Annotated in this window: 6 protein-coding genes; 3 read left to right on the forward strand and 3 right to left on the reverse strand. The window is 73.9% G+C overall.

Going from position 1 to position 18411, the window contains the following annotated elements:
* Positions 1-25: 25 nt before the first annotated feature.
* Positions 26-2203 (forward strand): hypothetical protein, encoded by a 2178-nt coding sequence (locus WMF31_RS35025; RefSeq protein ID WP_436606101.1) that lies wholly within the window; start codon positions 26-28, stop codon positions 2201-2203.
* 126 nt (positions 2204-2329) lie between these two features.
* On the opposite strand, the gene WMF31_RS35030 is transcribed toward WMF31_RS35025, so the two are convergent.
* The 3 genes from WMF31_RS35030 to WMF31_RS35040 all read right to left on the reverse strand — a co-directional run bounded on the left by WMF31_RS35030 (position 2330) and on the right by WMF31_RS35040 (position 15554).
* Positions 2330-3172, reverse strand: a complete 843-nt coding sequence (locus tag WMF31_RS35030) for a hypothetical protein (RefSeq protein ID WP_436606102.1) — start codon at positions 3170-3172, stop codon at positions 2330-2332.
* Positions 3173-3321: 149 nt separating this feature from the next.
* Entirely contained in the window at positions 3322-4317 is a 996-nt protein-coding gene (locus WMF31_RS35035; protein WP_436606103.1) for an aminotransferase class IV, read from the reverse strand.
* Between the two features lie 14 nt (positions 4318-4331).
* Positions 4332-15554 (reverse strand): tetratricopeptide repeat protein, encoded by an 11223-nt coding sequence (locus tag WMF31_RS35040; RefSeq protein WP_436606104.1) that lies wholly within the window; start codon positions 15552-15554, stop codon positions 4332-4334.
* Between the two features lie 245 nt (positions 15555-15799).
* On the opposite strand from WMF31_RS35040, the gene WMF31_RS35045 reads away from it, so the two are divergent.
* Together WMF31_RS35045 and WMF31_RS35050 are read left to right on the forward strand one after the other, a co-directional pair.
* Positions 15800-16690, forward strand: coding sequence for a 3-hydroxyacyl-CoA dehydrogenase family protein (locus tag WMF31_RS35045; protein ID WP_436606105.1), 891 nt, complete (start codon positions 15800-15802; stop codon positions 16688-16690).
* Positions 16691-17566: 876 nt separating this feature from the next.
* The gene (locus WMF31_RS35050) at positions 17567-18394 is read left to right on the forward strand and encodes an enoyl-CoA hydratase/isomerase family protein (protein ID WP_436606106.1); all 828 of its coding nucleotides are present in this window, start codon (positions 17567-17569) and stop codon (positions 18392-18394) included.
* Positions 18395-18411: the final 17 nt, after the last annotated feature.

Genomic DNA, 18411 nt, shown 5'->3' on the forward strand with positions numbered 1-18411 from the left:
CCAGAATCTCCCCGGGAGCCTCGACATGAGCACAAAAGACGAGAGCGAGAGCACGGAGCGGATCGCCAGCGCAGTTCCCGAAGCTGCGCGCGAAGGCGCCCCCGATGCAGAGAGCGCAGACAAGCCGCGCACGCGGAAGGTCGTCCGCTCGGCGAGCACTGCGGCCAGCGCGAAGCGGGCCGACGAGCCGTCCGAGGGCGCCCCGGCGCAGGCCGCGGGCGATGCACCGCGGGCCGCGCCGTCGAAGGCCGCCGCGAAGGAGCCGCAGGGCTCGCTGCTGGACGCGATCGCGCCCCGCAAGCGGCCGACGCTCGCGGACCTGCCGCCGCCGGCCTCGACGGAGGACGCCGCGCCGCCGCCCGCCGCCGCGCCGCGGGTGCGCGACTACCGCGCGCCCCGGCCCGAGCGGCCGGCCTCGGCGAGCGGCGCGCCCCGGCCCGACCGCGGACCGCGGCCCGACCGCGGACCGCGGCCCGACCGCGGGCCCAGGCCGGATCGCGGCCCGCGGCCGGATCGCGGGCCGCGGCCCGAGCGGGGGCCCAGGCCCGACCGCGGGCCCAGGGCGGAGCAGGGGCCGCGCGAGGCGCGGGGCCCGCGGCCCGAGCGGGGGCCGCGCGAGGAGCGGGGGCCGCGGCCGGACCGCGGCCTGTCGGCGAAGCCGCTCGCGGAGGGCGGGCGGCCGCAGGGCGCCCGGCCCGGGGCGCAGGGGCCGGGGGGCGCCGGGAAGCCGGCGGGCGCCGCGGCGCAGGCGAGTCAGCGCATCACCACGGTGGTCGGGCAGGGCGCGAGCGCGACGGTGATCACGCCCACGGGCGCCCGGCAGCAGGGCCCGGCCAGGCCGGCGCACCTCCTGTTCTCGCTGCCGGCGGCCAAGGCGAAGCAGGTCGCGGGCGCGGACAAGCCGGCGCTCACGGCGCGCGAGGCGCTCAGCGCGCGCGCCGCGAAGGCCAAGCAGGCCGCCGCGGCCGCGAAGAGCAAGGCCGAGAACGGCGCGCGCCACGAGGCCGGCGAGAGCGGCACGGCGGCGAAGGTCGACTTCGACGCGGAGGTGCTCGCGGCGGGGTGGGACCGGGCGCTCGAGGCGCTGCGGTCCGCGGGCGACGCCGCGCCGGCGCTCGTCGACGCGTGGCTCGCGGCCTCCAACGCGGAGGCGATCGCGGCGGCCGCCGAGGCGGACGACGCCTCCGGCGCCGCGCGGAAGGCGGCCCGGCGCGCGCTCAACGTGCTGAAGTCGCGCGGGGTGGCGATCCCGACCCGGCCGCGCGTGGTGCGGCTCGCGGACGACCGCGCCGAGGTGATCGAGGCGACGCTGATCCCGCCCGACTCGAGCGGGACCGTGGCGGTCGCGATCACCAGCCGCGACACCAGCGGCCGCTACCGGATCGCGGAGGTGATCGTGCGCGAGGGCGTGGGCGTGCTCCACGCCGGCGGGGGGTGGCTCAGCGGCTCGCAGCTCAAGGAGGGCCGCGCGCGCGCGCACGACAGCCTGGGCACCGCGCCCGTCCCCGTCCCCGTGGCGTGGGCGCGCCACCGCATCGCGGCCGCGAAGCGCCAGAACGCGGTGTCGGGGCAGGTCCTGCCGCTCGGGCTCGAGGGGTGCCGCGATCTCGTCGATCCGGCCCCGGAGGCCGAGCCGCGGCACCCGGTGGCCGACCTCGAGGAGAGCCTCTCGGCCGAGCAGGTGACGGCGCAGATCCCCGGGTCCGCCGCCCTGCACGACGAGCCGGAGTTCCGCCACTGGCTGCCCGCGCGCCAGGCGCTCGACGAGCTGCTGCAGAAGGTCGGCCAGCGGCTCGGGGCCGACGGGGCGCGCGACCCCGAGAAGGTGAACACGACGCTGCGGGAGGAGCTCGATCTCGCGACCGACCGGTTCTTCTCGCCCGAGGTGCGCGGGCTGCTCGCGGCGCGGATGCGGGACAGCGCCATCTCGCTGCGGGCGCGCAAGGGCGACGCGGCGGCGACCGCCGCCCTGGCCGTGGCGCGCGCCGTCAAGGAGGCGGGGCTCATCACCTCGCCGCCGCGCGAGATCCCGTTCCTCGCGGCCTTCTTCCAGAAGGCGCTCGGCGTGCTCGCGCAGCAGGGCGGCGGGCAGCTCCGGGTGCCGGTGCCGGCCGGCGCCGCCCCGACGGCGGGCGGCGGGGAGGCGGCCGAGGGCGGCGCCGAGGGCCAGGGCGCCGAGGCGCAGCCGCCGGCCGGCGGATGACCGGGAGCGCCGGCTGAGCCGGCGCGCCGGGTAGGCGACCAGCGAACAGAACGCCGAGAGGCGAGCCCGGGGCGACCCGGCGCTCGCCTCTCGGCGTTCTGGCCTCGGCGTCCTGGCCTGGCGGAGCTACTTCGGGACGATCGTGATGTCGCCCAGATCGGTGAACAGGTCGAGCTGGCCGCCGTCACCGTTGCCCATCGTGTAGGACTTCGCGCCGCCGTCGCCGGCGGTCGCCCAGGTCGACGGGAGGCTCTGCTCGACGACGACGCCGTTCACCGCGTGCGCGGTCATGGTCCCGTCCACCCCGGCCGGCACCGTGAGGTCGATGTCGCCGTTGCCGGTCGAGATGACGCCGTCCGAGCCGCTCCACGCGTCGAGGTCGACGGAGACGCTGCCGTTGTCGGTGGTCACGTCGATCGCGCCGCGCGCGCCGACCACCTCGATGCTGCCGTTGTCGCTCACGATGGTGGTGCCGCGGGACGGCGCGCCGTCGAGGTTCACCTCGACGCCGCCGTTGTCCTGCTCGACGCGGAGCCCGCCGTCGAAATCGGCGGGAAGGATGACCAGGATGTCGGCGCCGAGGTACCCCGAGGCGCCCGCCTGCTGCGTGGTCGAGATGACGACATCACCGGAGGCCCTGTCGGTGATCGCAGTGAGCCCGAGGTGGTCCTCGATCTCCTTCACGGCGAGCTTGTCCTCGTCCTTCTTCCGCATCGTGAACGGCGAGAACGTGACCACGACGTCGCTCACGCTCCCGGTGCTGACCTCGACGTCGCCGTTGTCGCTCACGATGCGGACGCTCTGGGTCGGGAGGTACTCGACGTGCACGGTCTCGTCGGCGCCCTCGTAGCGGACCAGCGTCTCGGCGGTGATGGAGTTGTCGTCGACGGTCAGGGCACAGCCGGTCGTCGCGGCGGCGGACGCGGCGCAGATCAGGGAGCAGACGGTTCGAAGCGAGCGGTTCATCATGGATTCCTCTCCGGCAGGTTGAAGGGCGGGCGAGGGTCGAGCCCCATCCGACCGCGCTGGGCGCGCGCCGGCCCGGTCCTTGGACGCGCGCTCGGGGCGGCGGATCACGGCGCGCACGAAACCGACGGGCATGGACGGCGCGCAGGGGCTCAGGGCGACTCCCACGGGAGGGGTGCCCCACCGAGCCCTACCTTGTCGCGGAAGGCGGCGTGCAGCGCGCGGGTCGTCGGACCGGGGACGCCCGAGCCGATGGCGTGCGCGTCCACCCGGACCACCGGGACGATCTCGCGCAGGCTCGAGGTGATGAACACCTCCTCGGCGGCCAGGAGCCGGGCCATCGTGACCGGCTCGCAGCACACGGGGAGGTTGCGCTCGCGGGCCACGTCGATCACGTGCGCCCGGGTGATGCCGACGAGGATGCCCGCCTCCCTGGGCGGGGTGATCAGCACCTGCCCCGGATCCGCCGCGCCCTCGTGCGCCGGGGGGCGCCGCTCCACCAGGAAGACGTTGGAGGTCGTCCCCTCGACCACGTGGCCGGATGGGTCGAGGATCAGCGCCTCGTGGGCCCCTGCCGCGCGCGCATCCCGCAGGGCGAGCAGGCTCTCGAGGTAGTTCGAGACCTTCGCCCCGGGCGCCGCGTCGCCGGCCCGCTGGGTGCGCGCGGTGATCACCGAGATCCCGTTACGATAGAGCTCGCCCGGCAACGGCTTCAGCGGCTCCACGAGGATGACGCGGAGCGGAGCGCCCGCGAGCGTGGGATCGAGGCCGAGCGGGCCGCTGCCGCGGGTCAGCATCACGCGGAGGTAGCTCTCCCCCGGCGCGGCAGCCGCCGCGGTCGGGCCCGCCGCCGGCCCGGCCGCCGCGTCGGCCCCGCCCGCGGCGGCGCGCCCCGCGGCCACCGCTGCCCGGAGCGCCGCGATCATCTCGCGGCCGAGCTCGTCCCGCGAGATCGGCAGGGTGATCGCGATCCGCGCGGCGGAGCGCTCCAGGCGGGCGAGGTGCTCTTCGAGCGCGAACGGCTCGCCGCCGTAGGTGCGGATGGTCTCGAAGACGCTATCGCCGTACAGGAAGCCTCGGTCGTATACAGAGACCTTGGCTTCCTCGGGCGTGAAGAGGACACCGTCGATGCTGACCAGCCGCGTCACACGGCGAGATTACGTCACTTCTTGAGCTGCGCCAGGAGCTCCTTGGCCGGGGCGAGCTCCTTGTCGTTGTCGAGCGCGCGCTCCAGCATCTGGATCGCCTTCCTGTCGTCGTTCTGACGGTGGCTGATGACGCCGAGGTAGTAGAAGACCTGGCCCTTGCTGATCGGCGCCCCGTCGTCGAGCTTCTGCAGGAGCAGCGCGCGGAAGGTCTTCTGGGCCCGATCGATGTGCGCCGACCGCGACGCGTCGTCGCCCGACTCCGACAGCTCCAGCGCCAGCACGCCGAGGTCGCGGAGGATGGCGATCGAGCCCGGGTCGATCTTGAAGGCGGTGTCGAGCTCGGTGAGCGCCCTCTCCTTCTGCCCCTCGGCCAGGTAGGCCCTGGCGAGGCGGTGGTGGATCGCGGCGAGGTCCTTCGAGCGCCGGCCGCCGTACGACTCGACGATCTGCTGGAGCGCCTCGGCGGCCTTCTGACCGCGGCCCGACGCGCTGTACGCGTCGCACAGCGCGAGCAGGAGCTCGCGGTCGCCCGGGACGAGCTCCGTGGCCTTCACCAGGAGGTCCGCGGCGCGGCCGGGGTCGTCCCGCTTCGTCAGGTGGATGCCCGCCGCCTTGCGGTAGAGCGCCACCTTCTCGGCCGGCTGCGTGGCCGCGTCCGCGTCGCCGGTGATGAGGTCGGCGAGCTCGGTGAACGCCTGCTGCTTCTCGTAGAGGGCGAGGAGCTGCTTGCGGATCTCCGGCGCCGTGGCGTCCGCCGCGAGGCCCCGCTCGAGCACGCGCCGGACCGCGCCCTCGTCGCCGAGCGCCCGGTAGAGCTCCGCGAGCCGGAGCGCCGTGCTCACCGCGTCCCCGCCGCTCGCGTCCTCGAGGATCACCTCGAGCCGCTGCGCCGCCTCGGCCTTCTCCCCGCGCTGCTCGTGCAGGCGGGCCAGCGCGAGGAGCGCGCCGGGGTGGCGCGGCTCGCGCTCGAGCACGGCGCGGTACGTCTCGATCGCCCGCGCGGTGTCGTTGAGCCGCGCCTCGTAGACCTCGCCCAGCCGGACGCTGTACGAGAGCTCCGCCGCGACGTCGCCGCGGTCCTTCGCGCGCTCGATCTGCGTGACGAACAGGTCCGACAGCTCCTGATCGCGGCCGGTCTTCTCGAGCAGCTGCGCGAGCAGGATCGTGGCCTTCTCGTTGTCGGGCTGCTCGTCGAGGACCGCGCGCAGGTGCTCGGTCGCCTCGCTCACCGCGTCGAGCCGGGAGAGGCAGATCTCCGCGCTCTCCAGGCGCAGCGCCGAGCGGGCCTCGGGGGACTCGGCCAGATCGGTGAGCCGCTCGAGCAGCGCGAGCAGCTCCTTGTGCTTGCCGGACTTCGCGTAGAGCTCGCGCAGCGCCGTCGCGGCGCGAGCGTCACCCGGATCCGCCTCGAAGAGCGTCTCGTACAGCTCGATGGCCGCCGCCTCGTCGCCGAGCTTCTCGCGCGCGACCACCGCCGCGGCGTGCCGCGCGTCGCGGATGCGATCGGCCGCGGCGTAGAGCTCGGCCTGGCGCACCAGCAGCCGGAAGACCTCCTTGTGGTCCCCCGCCTGCTCCCGCACCTTCGTGAGCTCGGCGAGCGCCCAGGTGTCGCCCTCGTCCGCGGCGATCATCTCGCGCAGGATCGCCTCGACGAGCTCCCGGTCGCCGAGCGCGCGCTCCGCGAGCTCCTTCGCCTCGCGCCGCAGCTCGCCCGCGACCCCCTCCATGCCGTCGAGGGCCGCGATCCGGCGGAGCGTGCCGATGAGGTCGCGCTCACGCCCCGGCGCGCGCTGCAGGTCCTCGATCGCCCGCAGGATGTGCTCGCTCGTCGGATCGTGCGTGAGCGCCGCCTCGAAGGCCACCTCGGCCGCCTTGACGTCGCCGACCTTGCTCTTCTGCCACTCGGCGATCCGCATCCAGAGGTCGCGCGCCGTGTCGCTGTCGAGCTCGGCCTCGTCCCGCACCGCCCGCTCCAGGGCGGCGGCCGCGCTGGCCCAGCCGCCCGTCACCGGGGCGAGGCGCTCGATCTCGCCGAGCACGTCGGGATCCGACGGGTCGTCCGCGAGCGCCTTCTCGAGCGTCTCCTGCGCGGCCCGCGGGTCGTTCGACCGCACCTCGAGCACCTTGGCCAGGTCGAGCCGCATCCGGATCCGCTCCACGCCGGTCGGCGCGAAGCGGATGCGCTTCTCGTACAGGCGGGCCAGGGCGGCGTTGTCGCCCCGCGTGCGGTAGACGCCCTCGAGCGCCTCGGCCGCCTCGTCGAAGAGCGTCGGGTCCTCGGTGAGCGCCTCGAGCGCGGCGCTCGCGCGCTCGTGATCGACGGCCCGGTCGAGCGCCTGGCGCAGGGTGCCGAGCCCCTGCGACTTGTCGCCGAACGACTCGATCTGGATCACCGCGAGCCGGTAGAAGAGGTCCGCCTGCTCGCGATCGCCGGTCGTCACCGCGACGCGCCGCTCGAGCACGTCGGCGAGCGCCTTCTCGTCGCCGAGGCGGCCGTACAGCCGGTCCAGCGCCTCGAGGAGCTCCGGCGTGTCGCCCGCGTGCTCGACGGCCTTGGCGTAGGCCTGGGCGCTGCGCCGGTCGTCCTTGAGCTGCTCCTCGGCGATGCGGCCGATCCGGAGGAACAGGTCCTTCGCGATGACCGCGTCGAACGTGGCCGCGGCGCGCTGCGCCAGCGCGTCGCAGTAGCGGCCGAAGCCGTCCGTGCGCGCGGCGAGCCGCTCGATCTCCGCGTGCAGCGACGCGTCGTCCGGCGCGTCCTCCAGCGCGCGGAGCAGCGCGCTCTCGGCGTCGAGCGGCCGCCCGAGCTGCTCGTCCTGCACCGCCGCGATCGCCCGGAGCGTCGCGGCCCGGTCGGACGGCTCGGTCTGCGCGCGCAGGCGCAGCTCGAGCGCGGCCGCGAGCTCCTCGTTCCGGCCGGCCGCGCGGAGGACGGGCTCGAGCACCTCGGCGGCGTCGAGGCGCAGCTCCTCGCGGGCCTCGCCGATGGCGCGGACCGCCTGGATCGCGTGATCGTTCGCCGGATCCTCGTCGAGGACGAGCCGGTACTGCTCGATCGCCTCGCTCGGGCTCTCGAGCTCCCCCGCGTAGAGGTCGCCGATCGCCGTGCGCAGCTTGATGCGCGCGTCCCTGTCCGCGGCCGCGCTCGCCTGCTGCATGAGGTTCGACAGGAGGTCGTCCCACATCCGCTCGGCCCGGTAGAGCCGCTCCAGCGAGGAGAGCACCGCCGGATCGCCCGGCTTCGCCTCGAGCGCCGCGCACAGCGCCGTGATCGCGTCGCGCGGGCTCGCGAGGTCCCGCTCGTAGCGCTCGGCCGCGCGCACGTTGAGGTCGTAGCGGAGGGCCTCCTCGTCCGGCTCCGCGAGCTCGACGCGGCGGCCGTAGAGCTCCACCAGCCGGCTCGCCGCGCCGCGCGGCTCGTAGAGCTCGATCAGCGCGTCGATGGTCATCGCGCTGTCGGGCTCGAGGTCGAGCGCGCGCTCGTACGCCTTGATCGCGCCGTCGGTGTCCTCGAGCATCTCGAGCTTCGTCTCGGCGATGCGCCGGCAGATCGAGGCGTTCTCCTCGTCCGAGGCCACCTCGCTCTTCTTCTCGAGGACGGCGATGAGCGTGTCCCAGTCGCTGAGGAGCACGGCGAGCGTGTCCATCTGCTCGAGCGGCTCGGGATCGCTCGGGTCGAGCGCGGAGAGGCGCGTGTAGGCGCCGAGCGCCCGGCGCGGGTCGTCGACGCGCGCGTCGTAGACCTTGGCCAGCGACGCCAGGAGCTCGCGCTTCGTGAGCTCGTCGGACGTGGTCGTCACGCCCTCCTCGAAGCTCGCCGCGAGCTCCTCCCAGGCGCCGAGCTGATCGGCGAGCCGCTCGAGCTCGCCGCGCGTCTCGCCGTCGTCCGGATCCAGGCTGAACGCCGCCCGGATCGCCTCGAAGGCGCGCAGCTCGTCGTTGCCCCGCGTCTCCCAGAGCCTCGCCGTCTCCCGGAGCACCGCGACCTTCTCGCCCGCGTCCGGCGCGAGGCCGAACCGCTCGTCGTTGAGCCGGATGAGCTGCCGCCAGTCGTCCGCCCCCTCGTAGAGCGGCCGCAGGATCTCGACGACCCGCGCCTTGTGCTCGGGGTCCTGGATGAGCGCCTCGAGCGCCCGGATCGCCTCGGCGTGCGCGGGCACCTCGCCGACGATCGCCTCGAGCTGATCGATGGCGCCCGCCGTGTCCTCGAGGCGCGTGCGCAAGAGCTCCGCGAGGGCGAGTCGGTAGGGCGCCGCCCGCTCCCCGTCCGGGGCCGCCTCGGCCCGGCGCAGGTAGAGATCGGCGAGATCCCGCGGCCGATCGAGCTCCCGGTAGAGCTCCGTCAGCGCGTCGAGCGCCCGGGCGTCGCCCTCGTCGACGTCGAGCGCCGCGCGGTAGGTCTCGATCGCGAGCGCGGGCTCGCGGAGCTCCGTGCGCTCCAGGCGCGCGATCGTGTGGAGCGCGTCGAGCCGGTCCTCGTCCCTCCGGTAGTCGAGCGCCGCGCGGTAGAGCTGGATGCGCTCGGCGTGACGCTCTTCCCGGATGAGCAGCGCGTCGATCGCGTCGAACAGGGCGCGCGAGTCCGGCTCGAACTCGTGCGCGCGCCGGTACCACGTGAGCGCGTCGGCCACGTCGCCCAGCTCGGCGTAGAGCTCGCCGGTGCGCCGGCAGAGCCGCGCGCTCGAGGGGTCGTCGGAGGTGAGCTCGCGGAGCTCGGCCGCGTAGATCTCCGCGAGCCGCCGCTCGGCGCTCGCGACCTTCGCGAGCCGCTCGAGCTCCGCCCAGACCTGCTCGTCGGCGAGGTCCTCGTGGAGGAGCTTCGCCACGGTCTCGAGCGCCGCGCGGTAGTCCTCGAGCTGCTCCTCGTGCAGCGTCGCGAGCCGCTGCAGCAGATCGCGGCGCTCGACCGGGTCCTGGCTCGCGGCGAGGCGCGCCTCGAGCGCGATCTTCACCCGGTTCCAGTCCGCCCGGCGGAGGTACACCGGCTCGAGCATCTCGCCGGCGCGCGCCCGCTGCTCCGCGTCGGTCGCCCCCTCGAGGATCGCCTCGAGCAGCGAGACGGCGCCCTCGTGCGCCGGATCGATGAGCAGCGCCTCGGAGAGCTCGTCGAACGCGCGCTGCACGTCCTCGGTGTGCCGGTGCGCGACGAGCGCGATCTTCACGTGCAGCTCGGCGAGGTCGCCGGCGCGCACGTCGAGCTGCCGCTCGTAGAGCCGGATGAGATCCTGGAAGCGCTCCGCCTCGCGGTAGAGGCCGTCGAGCGCCGCGAGGGCGTCCGGGTGGAGCTCGACGTCGAGGATCGTCTCGTACGTCGCGATCGCGCCGGCCTGGTCCCCGAGCGGGCCCCGCTCCAGCTCGGCGATCCGGAAGAGCAGCCGCGTCTTCTCGTCGTCGCTCTCGGCGTTCTCGACCCGGAGCTTCAGGATCTCGAGCAGGCTCGACGCGTCGCTCGCCTCGCCGTACAGCTCCTCGAGCGCGATCATCGCCCGCCGGTCGTCGCCGCGCGCCTCGAGCGCCTTCTTGTACTGCTCGACCGCGAGCTCGCGGTTGCCGAGCCTGTGGCGCGCGAGCTCGCCGACCCGGAGCCGCACGCCCTGCTGCACGTCGCCGTCGAGGATGTCCGGCGCGATGCCCTGGAACAGCTCGCACACCTCGGCCCAGCGCCCGGTGGCCTCCCCGAGCCGCTCGACCGTGCCGATCCAGGTGGTCACCTCGGGCTCCCCCGCCGCCTCCCGCACGCCGCGGAGCGCGTAACCGAACGCCCGCGACGTGTCGCCGAGCAGCCCCTCCGCGGTGCGGAGCGCCTTCTCCAGCGTGGCGAGCCGCTCGCTCGGCAGGTCCGAGGTCTCGACCTTGATCTCCAGCACGTTGAGGAGCCGCTCGGCGTCGCCGTCGGCCTCGTAGAGCGGCTCGAGCGTCTCGGCGGCATCGCGCCGCGCGTCGTCCCGCGCGAGCATCGCCTCCAGCGCCGCGCGGCAGCGCGCGTTCGACGGATCGAGCGAGAGCGCCTGGCGGTAGGCGTCGAGCGCCCCCGCCGCGTCGCCCTGGTGCAGCCGCCGCACGTCGCCGAGGCGCGCGAGCAGATCGAGCCGGGCCGACGTCTCCGCCGCGAGCGACAGGTCCGTCTCCAGCGTCTCGGCGAGGTCGACCCAGCGCTCGTCGAGCTCGTAGAGCGCCGCGAGGGCCGCGAGCGTCGGGCGCTCGGGGCCGAACTCGTCGAGCACGAGGCGCCACGCGCCGATCGCCTCGGGCACGTCCGCGAGCTTCTGCGCCAGCGTCTCGGCCGCCTTCGTCATCGACCGGCGCCGCTCGTCCGGGTCCTCCAGCGTGAGCTGCTGCTCGGACCGGAGCACCGCGACGAGCTCCCGCCACTGCGACGTGCGCTCGTAGAGCCGCTCGAGCGAGACGAGCGCCCCCATGTCCTCGGGATCGTCGCCCAGCCGCGCCTGCCAGGCCTCGATCGCCTTGGCCGGGTCGTCCAGCACGGTCTCGTACAGGGTGCCGATGCGCTCGTAGAGCGACCGCCGCGTCTCGACGTCGTCCTCGAGGCGCACCTCGATCGCGAGCACGCCCGCGAGCGCCTGGTGGTCCTCCTTCGCCGCGTAGATCTGGCCGAGGGCCTGCGCCGCGGGGATGACCAGCGTCGGGTCGGTCGGATCGATCGACAGGACGCGCCGGTAGACCTTCTCGGCCCGATCGGCGTCGCCGAGGAGATCCTCGCAGATCTTCGCGACCTCCATGAGGATCTCGCCGCGGATCGACGGCGTGCCGCACGCGTCGGCCGCCGCCGTGAGCACCTCGGCGACCTGCTCGTGCTCGCCGAGGCGCCGGCCGATCTCGATGAGCCGCGCCCGCGCCGCGAGGTCCTCCGGCTCGAGCGGCAGGAGCTCCGACAGGCTGGCGAACGCGCCGGCGTCGTCCTTGAGCCGCTCGTCCTGGAGCACGCTCACGCGGCGGAGCAGCTCCCGCCGCTCCGACTCGGTCTCGGCGCCCTCGCGCCGGATCTCGAGGACCCGCACGAGCTGGCGGATCTCGTCGCGCGCCTCGTACACCGCCTCGAGCACGCGCGCCGCCCGGAGCCGCAGCGCCCCGATGTCGAGCAGCCGCTCGACGAGCTCGCGCGCCTTCGCGTCGTTCTGCCGGATCTGGAGCACGTCCTCCAGGTGGCCGAGCGACCCCTCGGGCTCGTGCAGCCGGTCGAGGTAGATGCTGCCGAGCGACAGCTTGATCTCGACGCTCTCGGCCTCGGTCGCCGTCTTCAGGCGCTGCTCCAGGAGCGCCGCGAGGTCGCGGAAGCGGCCCTCGCGCTCGTAGAGCTTCTCCAGCGAGTCGAGCGCCGCCGTGTAGAACGGGTCGAGCTCGACGATGCGCTCGTAGTAGCCGATCGCCTTCGCGGCGTCGCCGATGATCTCCTCGGCGATCAGCGCCACCTCGTTGAGCAGCTCGATGCGCTCCGCCTGGTCGGTCGTGCCCTTCGCGGCGCGATCGTAGAGCTCCTCGAGCTCGCCCCACCGCTCGGCCGCCGTCAGGATCTGCTTCAGCCGGTTGAAGGCGGCGTGGTTGTTCGGGTCGAGGCTCAGCACCCGCTCCAGGTACGGCTTCGCGCCCTCGGGGTCGCCGAGCTGCTCGTCGTGGAGGCTCGCCGCGCGCTCGCAGAGCTCGACCTCGACCGCGCCGCCGAGCACCTTGTCGCCCTCGGTGCGCCCCGCGACGAGGTGCACCCGGTACGCCTCCGCGAGATCGGTCGGCCGGCCGGCCCGGCGGGACAGCTCCGCCGCGCGGTCCCACAGCTCGATGTCGTCCGAGAACTCGTGCAGCGCCCGGAGCAGCGCGTCGAACGCAGTCCCCGCGGCGTGGAGCTTCGTCTCCTCGACGTCCGCGAGCGCGAGGTAGAGCTCCCGCCGCCGCGCCGGCTCCCGCTCCGCCTCGAGGATCACCCGCAGCGCCGCGGCCTCGCGCCGGTGGTTGCCGGTCTCGGCGTACTCGACGGCGAGCACCCGCGCCGCGCGCACGCGCGTCTCCGGGCGGTCGACGAGCCGCGACAGCACGGCGATCGCGTCGGGGTCGTGCGGCGACAGCTCGAGCGCGCGCACCGCCGCCTCGAAGGCGTCCGCCGGCCGGTCGAGCCGGTCGAGGTACAGCGCCGCGAGCTCGATCTCGCGGCGCGCCCGCTCGTCGCCCTCGCTCACGTCGCGGTGCGTGGCCACGATCTCGGCCGCCGCCGCGAACTCGCCCGCGGCCGTCAAGAGGCGCGAGAGCGCCCGGAGCGCGTCGATGCGCGCGGGCGCGAGCGCGATGACCTTGCGCAGGAGCTCGATCGACCTCGCGGGATCGCCGAAGACCTCCTCCTCGAGCGTCGCCCACTCCTCGAGGATCTCTGCGCGCGCCTCGCCCTCGACCTGGGCGGCCCGCAGCTCGAAGAGCCACCGGAGGTCGTCCTTCCGCTCGTTCGCGCGGAGCAGCGCGTCGAGCGCCCGCACCGTGTCCTCGTCGGACGGGTCGTCCTCGACGAGGCCGCGGTAGACGGTCACCGCCTCGTCGAGCTTGCCCATCTCGCGCGCGTACACCTCGGCGAGCTTCAGCCGGAGCGCGCGCTCCTGGTCTCGCGTGAGCCCCTCGCCCCGCTCGAGCCGGCCCTCGACCGCCTCGACGAACGGCCCCCAGGAGGCCGCCGCGCGCGACCAGGCCTCGAGCAGGTCGAGCCCGTCGTCGTCCGGATGGAGCTCGTAGGCGCGGCGCGCGTAGCCGAGCGCGCTCGGCTTGTCCGAGAGCGGGCCGCCCGTCACCGCCGCCAGCTTGCGCAGCATGCTGACCTGCGCCGCCGTGTCGTCGGTCGCCTCGAGGAGGATCTCGTAGAGCGCCGGCAGCCGGGCCCACTTCTCCTCCTTCTCGTAGATCGGCACGAGCGCCGCCGCCGCGCGCGCGTCCCCCGGCGAGACGCTGAGCACCCGCTCGTACGAGCGCGCCGCGCGCTCCGGCGCCTTGAGCTGCTCCTCGTAGATGCGGGCCGCGCGGAACGAGATGTCGAGCTTCGTGGCCGGATCGCCCGCCTTGTCCGCCGCGCCCGAGAGGAAGTCGACGAGCCCCTCCCAGTCGTCCTGCGAGGCGTACAGCTCCTCGAGGCCGTCCCAGTCGCCCGCGGCGAAGTACGCGTCGCGCAGCACCCGGAGCGCGCGCGCGTGCCCCGGCGAGAGCGCGAGCACGCGCCGCCACGTCCGCGCCGACTGGGCCGGATCCTTGAGGCGCTCGGCATACACGGCCCCGAGCTTCTGCAGGGCGACGAGCCGCGCCGGGTCGTCCAGGGCGAGATCGACGCGCCGCTCGAGCACCTCGGCGACCGTGGCGTAGTCCTTCTCGCGCTCGGCCTGCTTCTCGAGCGCGTCGAGCACCCCGGGGGCGTTCGGGTCGAGCTCGAGGATCTGCTTCTGCAGCGCGATCGCGTCCGCGCCGCGGTCGAGCCGCTCGGCCGCGAGCTTGGCCATCTCGCCGAGGAGCTCGATCTTCGCGGCGCCCTCGGCGGTCTCGAGCTTGCGCTCGTAGAGCGCGTAGAGCTGCGGCCAGGCGCGCCGCTTCAGGTAGAGCTCGCGGAGCTTCTGCTGCGCCTCCTCGTCGACCGGCTCGACCGAGAGCAGCGCCTCGTACGCCGCGATGGCGTTCTGCACGTTCGAGAACTGGTCGATCCAGCGCCGCGCGACGGCGCGGTAGAGCCCCGCCTTCTCGGCCTGGCTCTCGGTCAGCTCGGCGAGGCGCTGCTGGTACGAGAGCAGGTCGCGCCAGCGCCCGAGCGACTCGTAGATGCGGGTGAGCTCGCGGACGGCGTCGACGTCCTTGTCGTCGAGCTGGACGATCTGGGTCAGCACCGTGACGAGCGCCGCGTCGTTCTTGGCGCGATCGCGGTAGATCGCCGCGATCTCGCGGAGCACCGCGACCCGGCCCGCGACGTCGTCGGCGGGCGTGCGCTCCAGGTCCTGCCGGTAGAGCTCGACGAGGGCGTTGTACCCCTCGGTCTGCAGGTAGAGGCGCTTCAGGGCGTCGCGCGCCTGGCGGTTCTCCGGGTCGGTCCGGAGCACCGACTTGTACTGCTCGATGGCCTTGGCGGCGTTCTCCTGCGACTCGGCGAGCCGCGCGATCTCGGTGGCGAGGGCGCGCCGCTCGGGGCCGTCGGCCAGGGCGCGCTGCGCGTCCGTGAGGATCGTCGTGAGCCGCGGCTTGTCGCCCCGCTGCTCCAGGACCTCGCGGTAGAAGTTGAGCATGCCGGCGTGCGCCGGGTCGGCGCGCCGCACGCGGTCGAAGTACGGCTCGGCCGCCTGGGGCTGGCCGCGCATGCGCCAGTGCACCATGGCGATCTGCACGAGCATGCCGAGCTCCTCGCCGGGCCTCGCGCCGCCGCCGCGGAGCTGGTCCTCGTAGAGGGCGACCAGCCGGTCCCAGTCGGCCGCGGCGGAGTACGCCTCGGCCAGGTACGAGAGCGCCTCGGGCTGGCCGGGCGAGAGGTCGAGCACCTCCTCGTAGGCCGCGACGGCGCGCGCCGTATCGCTCAGGCGGGTCCGGAGGGTGCGGGCCGCCCGGAGGCCCGCGGCCACGCGGTCCTCCTTGGCCTGGGCCTCGGCCTTGACGAGCGACTGGACGCGGACGACGCCCTCCCAGTCGCCCGCGGCGGCGTACGCGATCTCCGCGAGGCTCGCGGCGCGGCGGTTCCTCGGGTCGAGCCGGAGGGCCTGCTCGAGGAGCTCGAAGACGCGCTCGCCGAGCTCGGCGCGGCCGTAGCGGTAGCCGACGTCGGCGGCGCTCGTGGTGAGCGCGCTCTTGAACGACGCGTCGGTCGCGGCCTCGGCCTCGGCCTCGTACCGGGCCACGAGCTCGCGCCACTTCTCGCGCTTCGAGGCGTCGGTCTCGACGGCCTCGGCGGCGGCGTCGTCGTCGGGGCGCAGCTCGAGCAGCCGGCGGTAGGCGGCCGCGGCGCGGTCCACGTCGATGAGCTCCTCGTGGTAGACGCGCGCGAGCTCCGCCTGCATCGCGCCCTCGACGGCGCTCCCGGCGGCGAGGGCGATCTCCAGCTCGAGGAGCCGGGCGACCGCGTCCCACTCGCGCCGCTGCTCGTGCCGCGCGCGCGCCGCGCCGAGCAGGCGCTCGACGTCCCCGGCGCCCGCGCCGTTGCCCGGAGCGGTCACCGCCTCCGCGAGCTCGTTCCAGGCCGACTCGTTTTCGGGCTCATCCTGCAGGCGCCCAAGGGCCATCCGAATCGTCTCAACGCTCATCGTCTCTCCGCGGACCTCGCGAATGCGGCCGGGTCCGTTCACGGGCCGGCCGAAGATAGCCGGCCGGACGACGCGGTTTCAAGGTTCCTCGGCCCCGCTGGCCTGGTAGCCTGGACGAGGCTTTCGCGCGCTGGTGCGCCCGGGGACGGCCGCGCGTCTGCGCGCCCGCCGGGAGCGCGGCGCGGGCGGTTCACCGCGCCCTCCGCTTCGGCTATCACCGCGGCATGGAAGCAACGACGATCAAGCGCTTCGGGGTGATCGGCGCGGGCCAGATGGGGCGGGGCATCGCCCAGGTCGCCGCGGCCGCCGGCCTCGACGTGGTCCTGTGCGACGTGTCTAGGGCGCTGGCGGAGTCGGGCAAGGCCCAGGTCGCCGCGATCCTCGCGAGGCAGGTGGAGAAGGGCAAGATGGCCGCGGAGGCGCGGGAGGCGCTCCTCGGCCGCATCGCGGTCGCCGACGGGATCGAGGGGCTCGCGGCGGTCGACCTCGCGGTGGAGGCGGTGACCGAGCGCTTCGACGTGAAGAGCGGCATCCTGCAGGCCGCGGACGCGGTGATGCCGAAGGGCGCGATCCTGGCGTCGAACACGTCGTCGATCTCGATCACGCGGCTCGCGGCGGTGACCGGCCGGCCCGAGCGGGTCATCGGCATGCACTTCATGAACCCCGTGCCGCTGATGAAGCTCGTCGAGCTCGTCCGTGGGGTGCAGACGTCGGACGGGACGTACGAGGCGGTGCGGGCGCTCTCGGAGGCGCTCGGCAAGACGGTGATCACCTCGAAGGACCAGCCCGGGTTCATCGTGAACCGGATGCTGATCCCGTTCCTGAACGAGGCGTGCTTCGCGCTCCAGGAGGGGCTGTCCACGCCGGAGGACATCGACGCGGGGGCGCGGCTCGGGCTGAACCACCCGATGGGGCCGCTCGAGCTCGCGGACCTGATCGGGCTCGACACGGTGCTCTCGATCGCGGAGGTGCTCCACCGGGAGTTCGGGGACCCGAAGTACCGGGCGCCGACGTTGCTGCGGAACCTCGTGGCGGCGGGGTGGTACGGGAAGAAGAGCGGGCGGGGGTTCTACGTGTACGACGAGAAGGGGCAGAAGAGCGGCCAGGCCGTGTAGCGACGGCGCCGGCGGGGGAGGGCGCGGGGGATGGCCACCGCTCCGCCCGAGCGGGAGAGCAGCAATCGCCTCGATCCTCGAGGACCCGGAGCTCGGGCGGGCGCGCCAACGAAAAGAGCCCGGCGTCTGGCGCCGGGCCCTGGCGCGCGATGACGGCTAGAGCACCGATCACGTTGAACAAGCGAGAGATCAACCGCCAAGACACCAAGGACGCCAAGAATGGATTCTCTCCTTGGCGTCTTGGCGGTTCGAATTTCTGCATTTTTCAGGCGGCTTCAACCCGTTTGTCGCCCTAGTTCAGCGTCGGAGTATCCCAGTCCCTCCACGCTGCCAGGTCGCCAGTCGCGTTGCTCGATGCCGAGATAGCACCGGGAGCGTCTCCGGTCTTCGTCAAGAATTTACGGATGTTCTGCCGCAAGGGCTCGTTCCATTCGGAGCGCTGCGCGCAATGAGTGGGGAGAAAACCGCAAGGGTTGCATCTCTCAAGCTGACGCCGGCTCACTGGTGATGGTTGCCCCCGGGTATCGACGTTAACCAAGCTCGTTCGTCGCGATCAGGGCACGACGCCCACCCCAGCGGTCACCAACATGGGCATGGACGTCTCATCATCCGTCACATCTCGCTCAAATCCTCGAAATGATTGGACTTTGCCCTCTGGGCGAATGCGAGGGATTTCGCGTGGTTAGGCGAGATGTGATGGACGCTCAGACGTCCACGTCCACGTTTACAGTTTGAGAGGGGCACCCTTGTGGTTGCTCTCTGCGCGCCCCGTACGTCTGGGGGACCCGGAGAGGGGGGTCCGTCCATGCAGCCGCCGCCGGCCCCCCCGCGCGCCCCCGGCTTCCCTCCGGCGCCGCGCGCTGCTAGCTCCCCCGCATGACCGCTCAAGAACAGCAGCCGGGGGTCCCTGCTCGCGGTGCCCTCCAGTTCGTCGCCATCGAGCGCACGGGTCACGTCGCCACCGTGACCATCCAGCGCCCGGACAAGCTCAACGCGCTGAACCCCGCCGTGCTCGGCGAGCTGACCCGCGCGTTCCACGACCTCCTCGCGCCCTCCGAGGGCGACGAGGTCCGCGCCGCGGTGCTCACCGGCGCCGGCAAGGCGTTCGTCGCCGGCGCCGACATCGCCGAGATGGCCGCGATGAGCACCGTCGCCGCGAAGCGGTTCGCCGACGCTGGGCACCGCCTGGGCGCGCTCATCGAGACAGCCCCGTTCCCCGTCATCGCCGCCGTGAACGGCTTCGCGCTCGGCGGAGGCCTGGAGCTCGCCCTCGCCTGCGACTTCATCTACGCCGCCGAGGGCGCCAAGCTCGGCCAGCCCGAGGTGAACCTGGGCGTCATCCCCGGCTTCGGCGGAACCCAGCGGCTCCTGCGGCGCGTGGGCCCCGGCCGCGCGCGCGAGCTCGTCTACTCGGGAGACATGATCACCGCCGAGCAGGCCCTCGCGATCGGCCTCGTCAACGCCGTCTTCCCCGCCGCCGAGCTCCTGCCCCGCGCCCGTGAGACCGCCCTCAAGATCGCCTCGCGCGGCCCGCTCGCGGTCGCCGCCGCAAAGCGCGTCCTCCTGCGCGGCGAGAGCCTCGACCTCGCCGCCGCCAACGAGCTCGAAGCCCAGGCGTTCGCCGGTCTGTTCGGCAGCGAGGACCAGAAGACGGGAATGAAAGCGTTCCTGTCGAAATCGAAAGCCACGTTCACCGGGAAGTAACCGGAAAGCCAGCAAGC

Origin of the sequence: Sorangium sp. So ce1036, from assembly GCF_051369805.1 — a bacterium.
GTDB classification, from domain to species: Bacteria; Myxococcota_A; Polyangia; order Polyangiales; family Polyangiaceae; genus Sorangium; species Sorangium cellulosum_F.

Coding starts and splice junctions, on each gene's coding strand:
- WMF31_RS35025 (WP_436606101.1), top strand. CDS start 26: ATGAGCACAAAAGACGAGAGCGAGAGCACGGAGCGGATCGCCAGCGCA.
- WMF31_RS35030 (WP_436606102.1), bottom strand. CDS start 3,172: ATGATGAACCGCTCGCTTCGAACCGTCTGCTCCCTGATCTGCGCCGCG.
- WMF31_RS35040 (WP_436606104.1), bottom strand. CDS start 15,554: ATGGCCCTTGGGCGCCTGCAGGATGAGCCCGAAAACGAGTCGGCCTGG.
- WMF31_RS35045 (WP_436606105.1), top strand. CDS start 15,800: ATGGAAGCAACGACGATCAAGCGCTTCGGGGTGATCGGCGCGGGCCAG.
- WMF31_RS35050 (WP_436606106.1), top strand. CDS start 17,567: ATGACCGCTCAAGAACAGCAGCCGGGGGTCCCTGCTCGCGGTGCCCTC.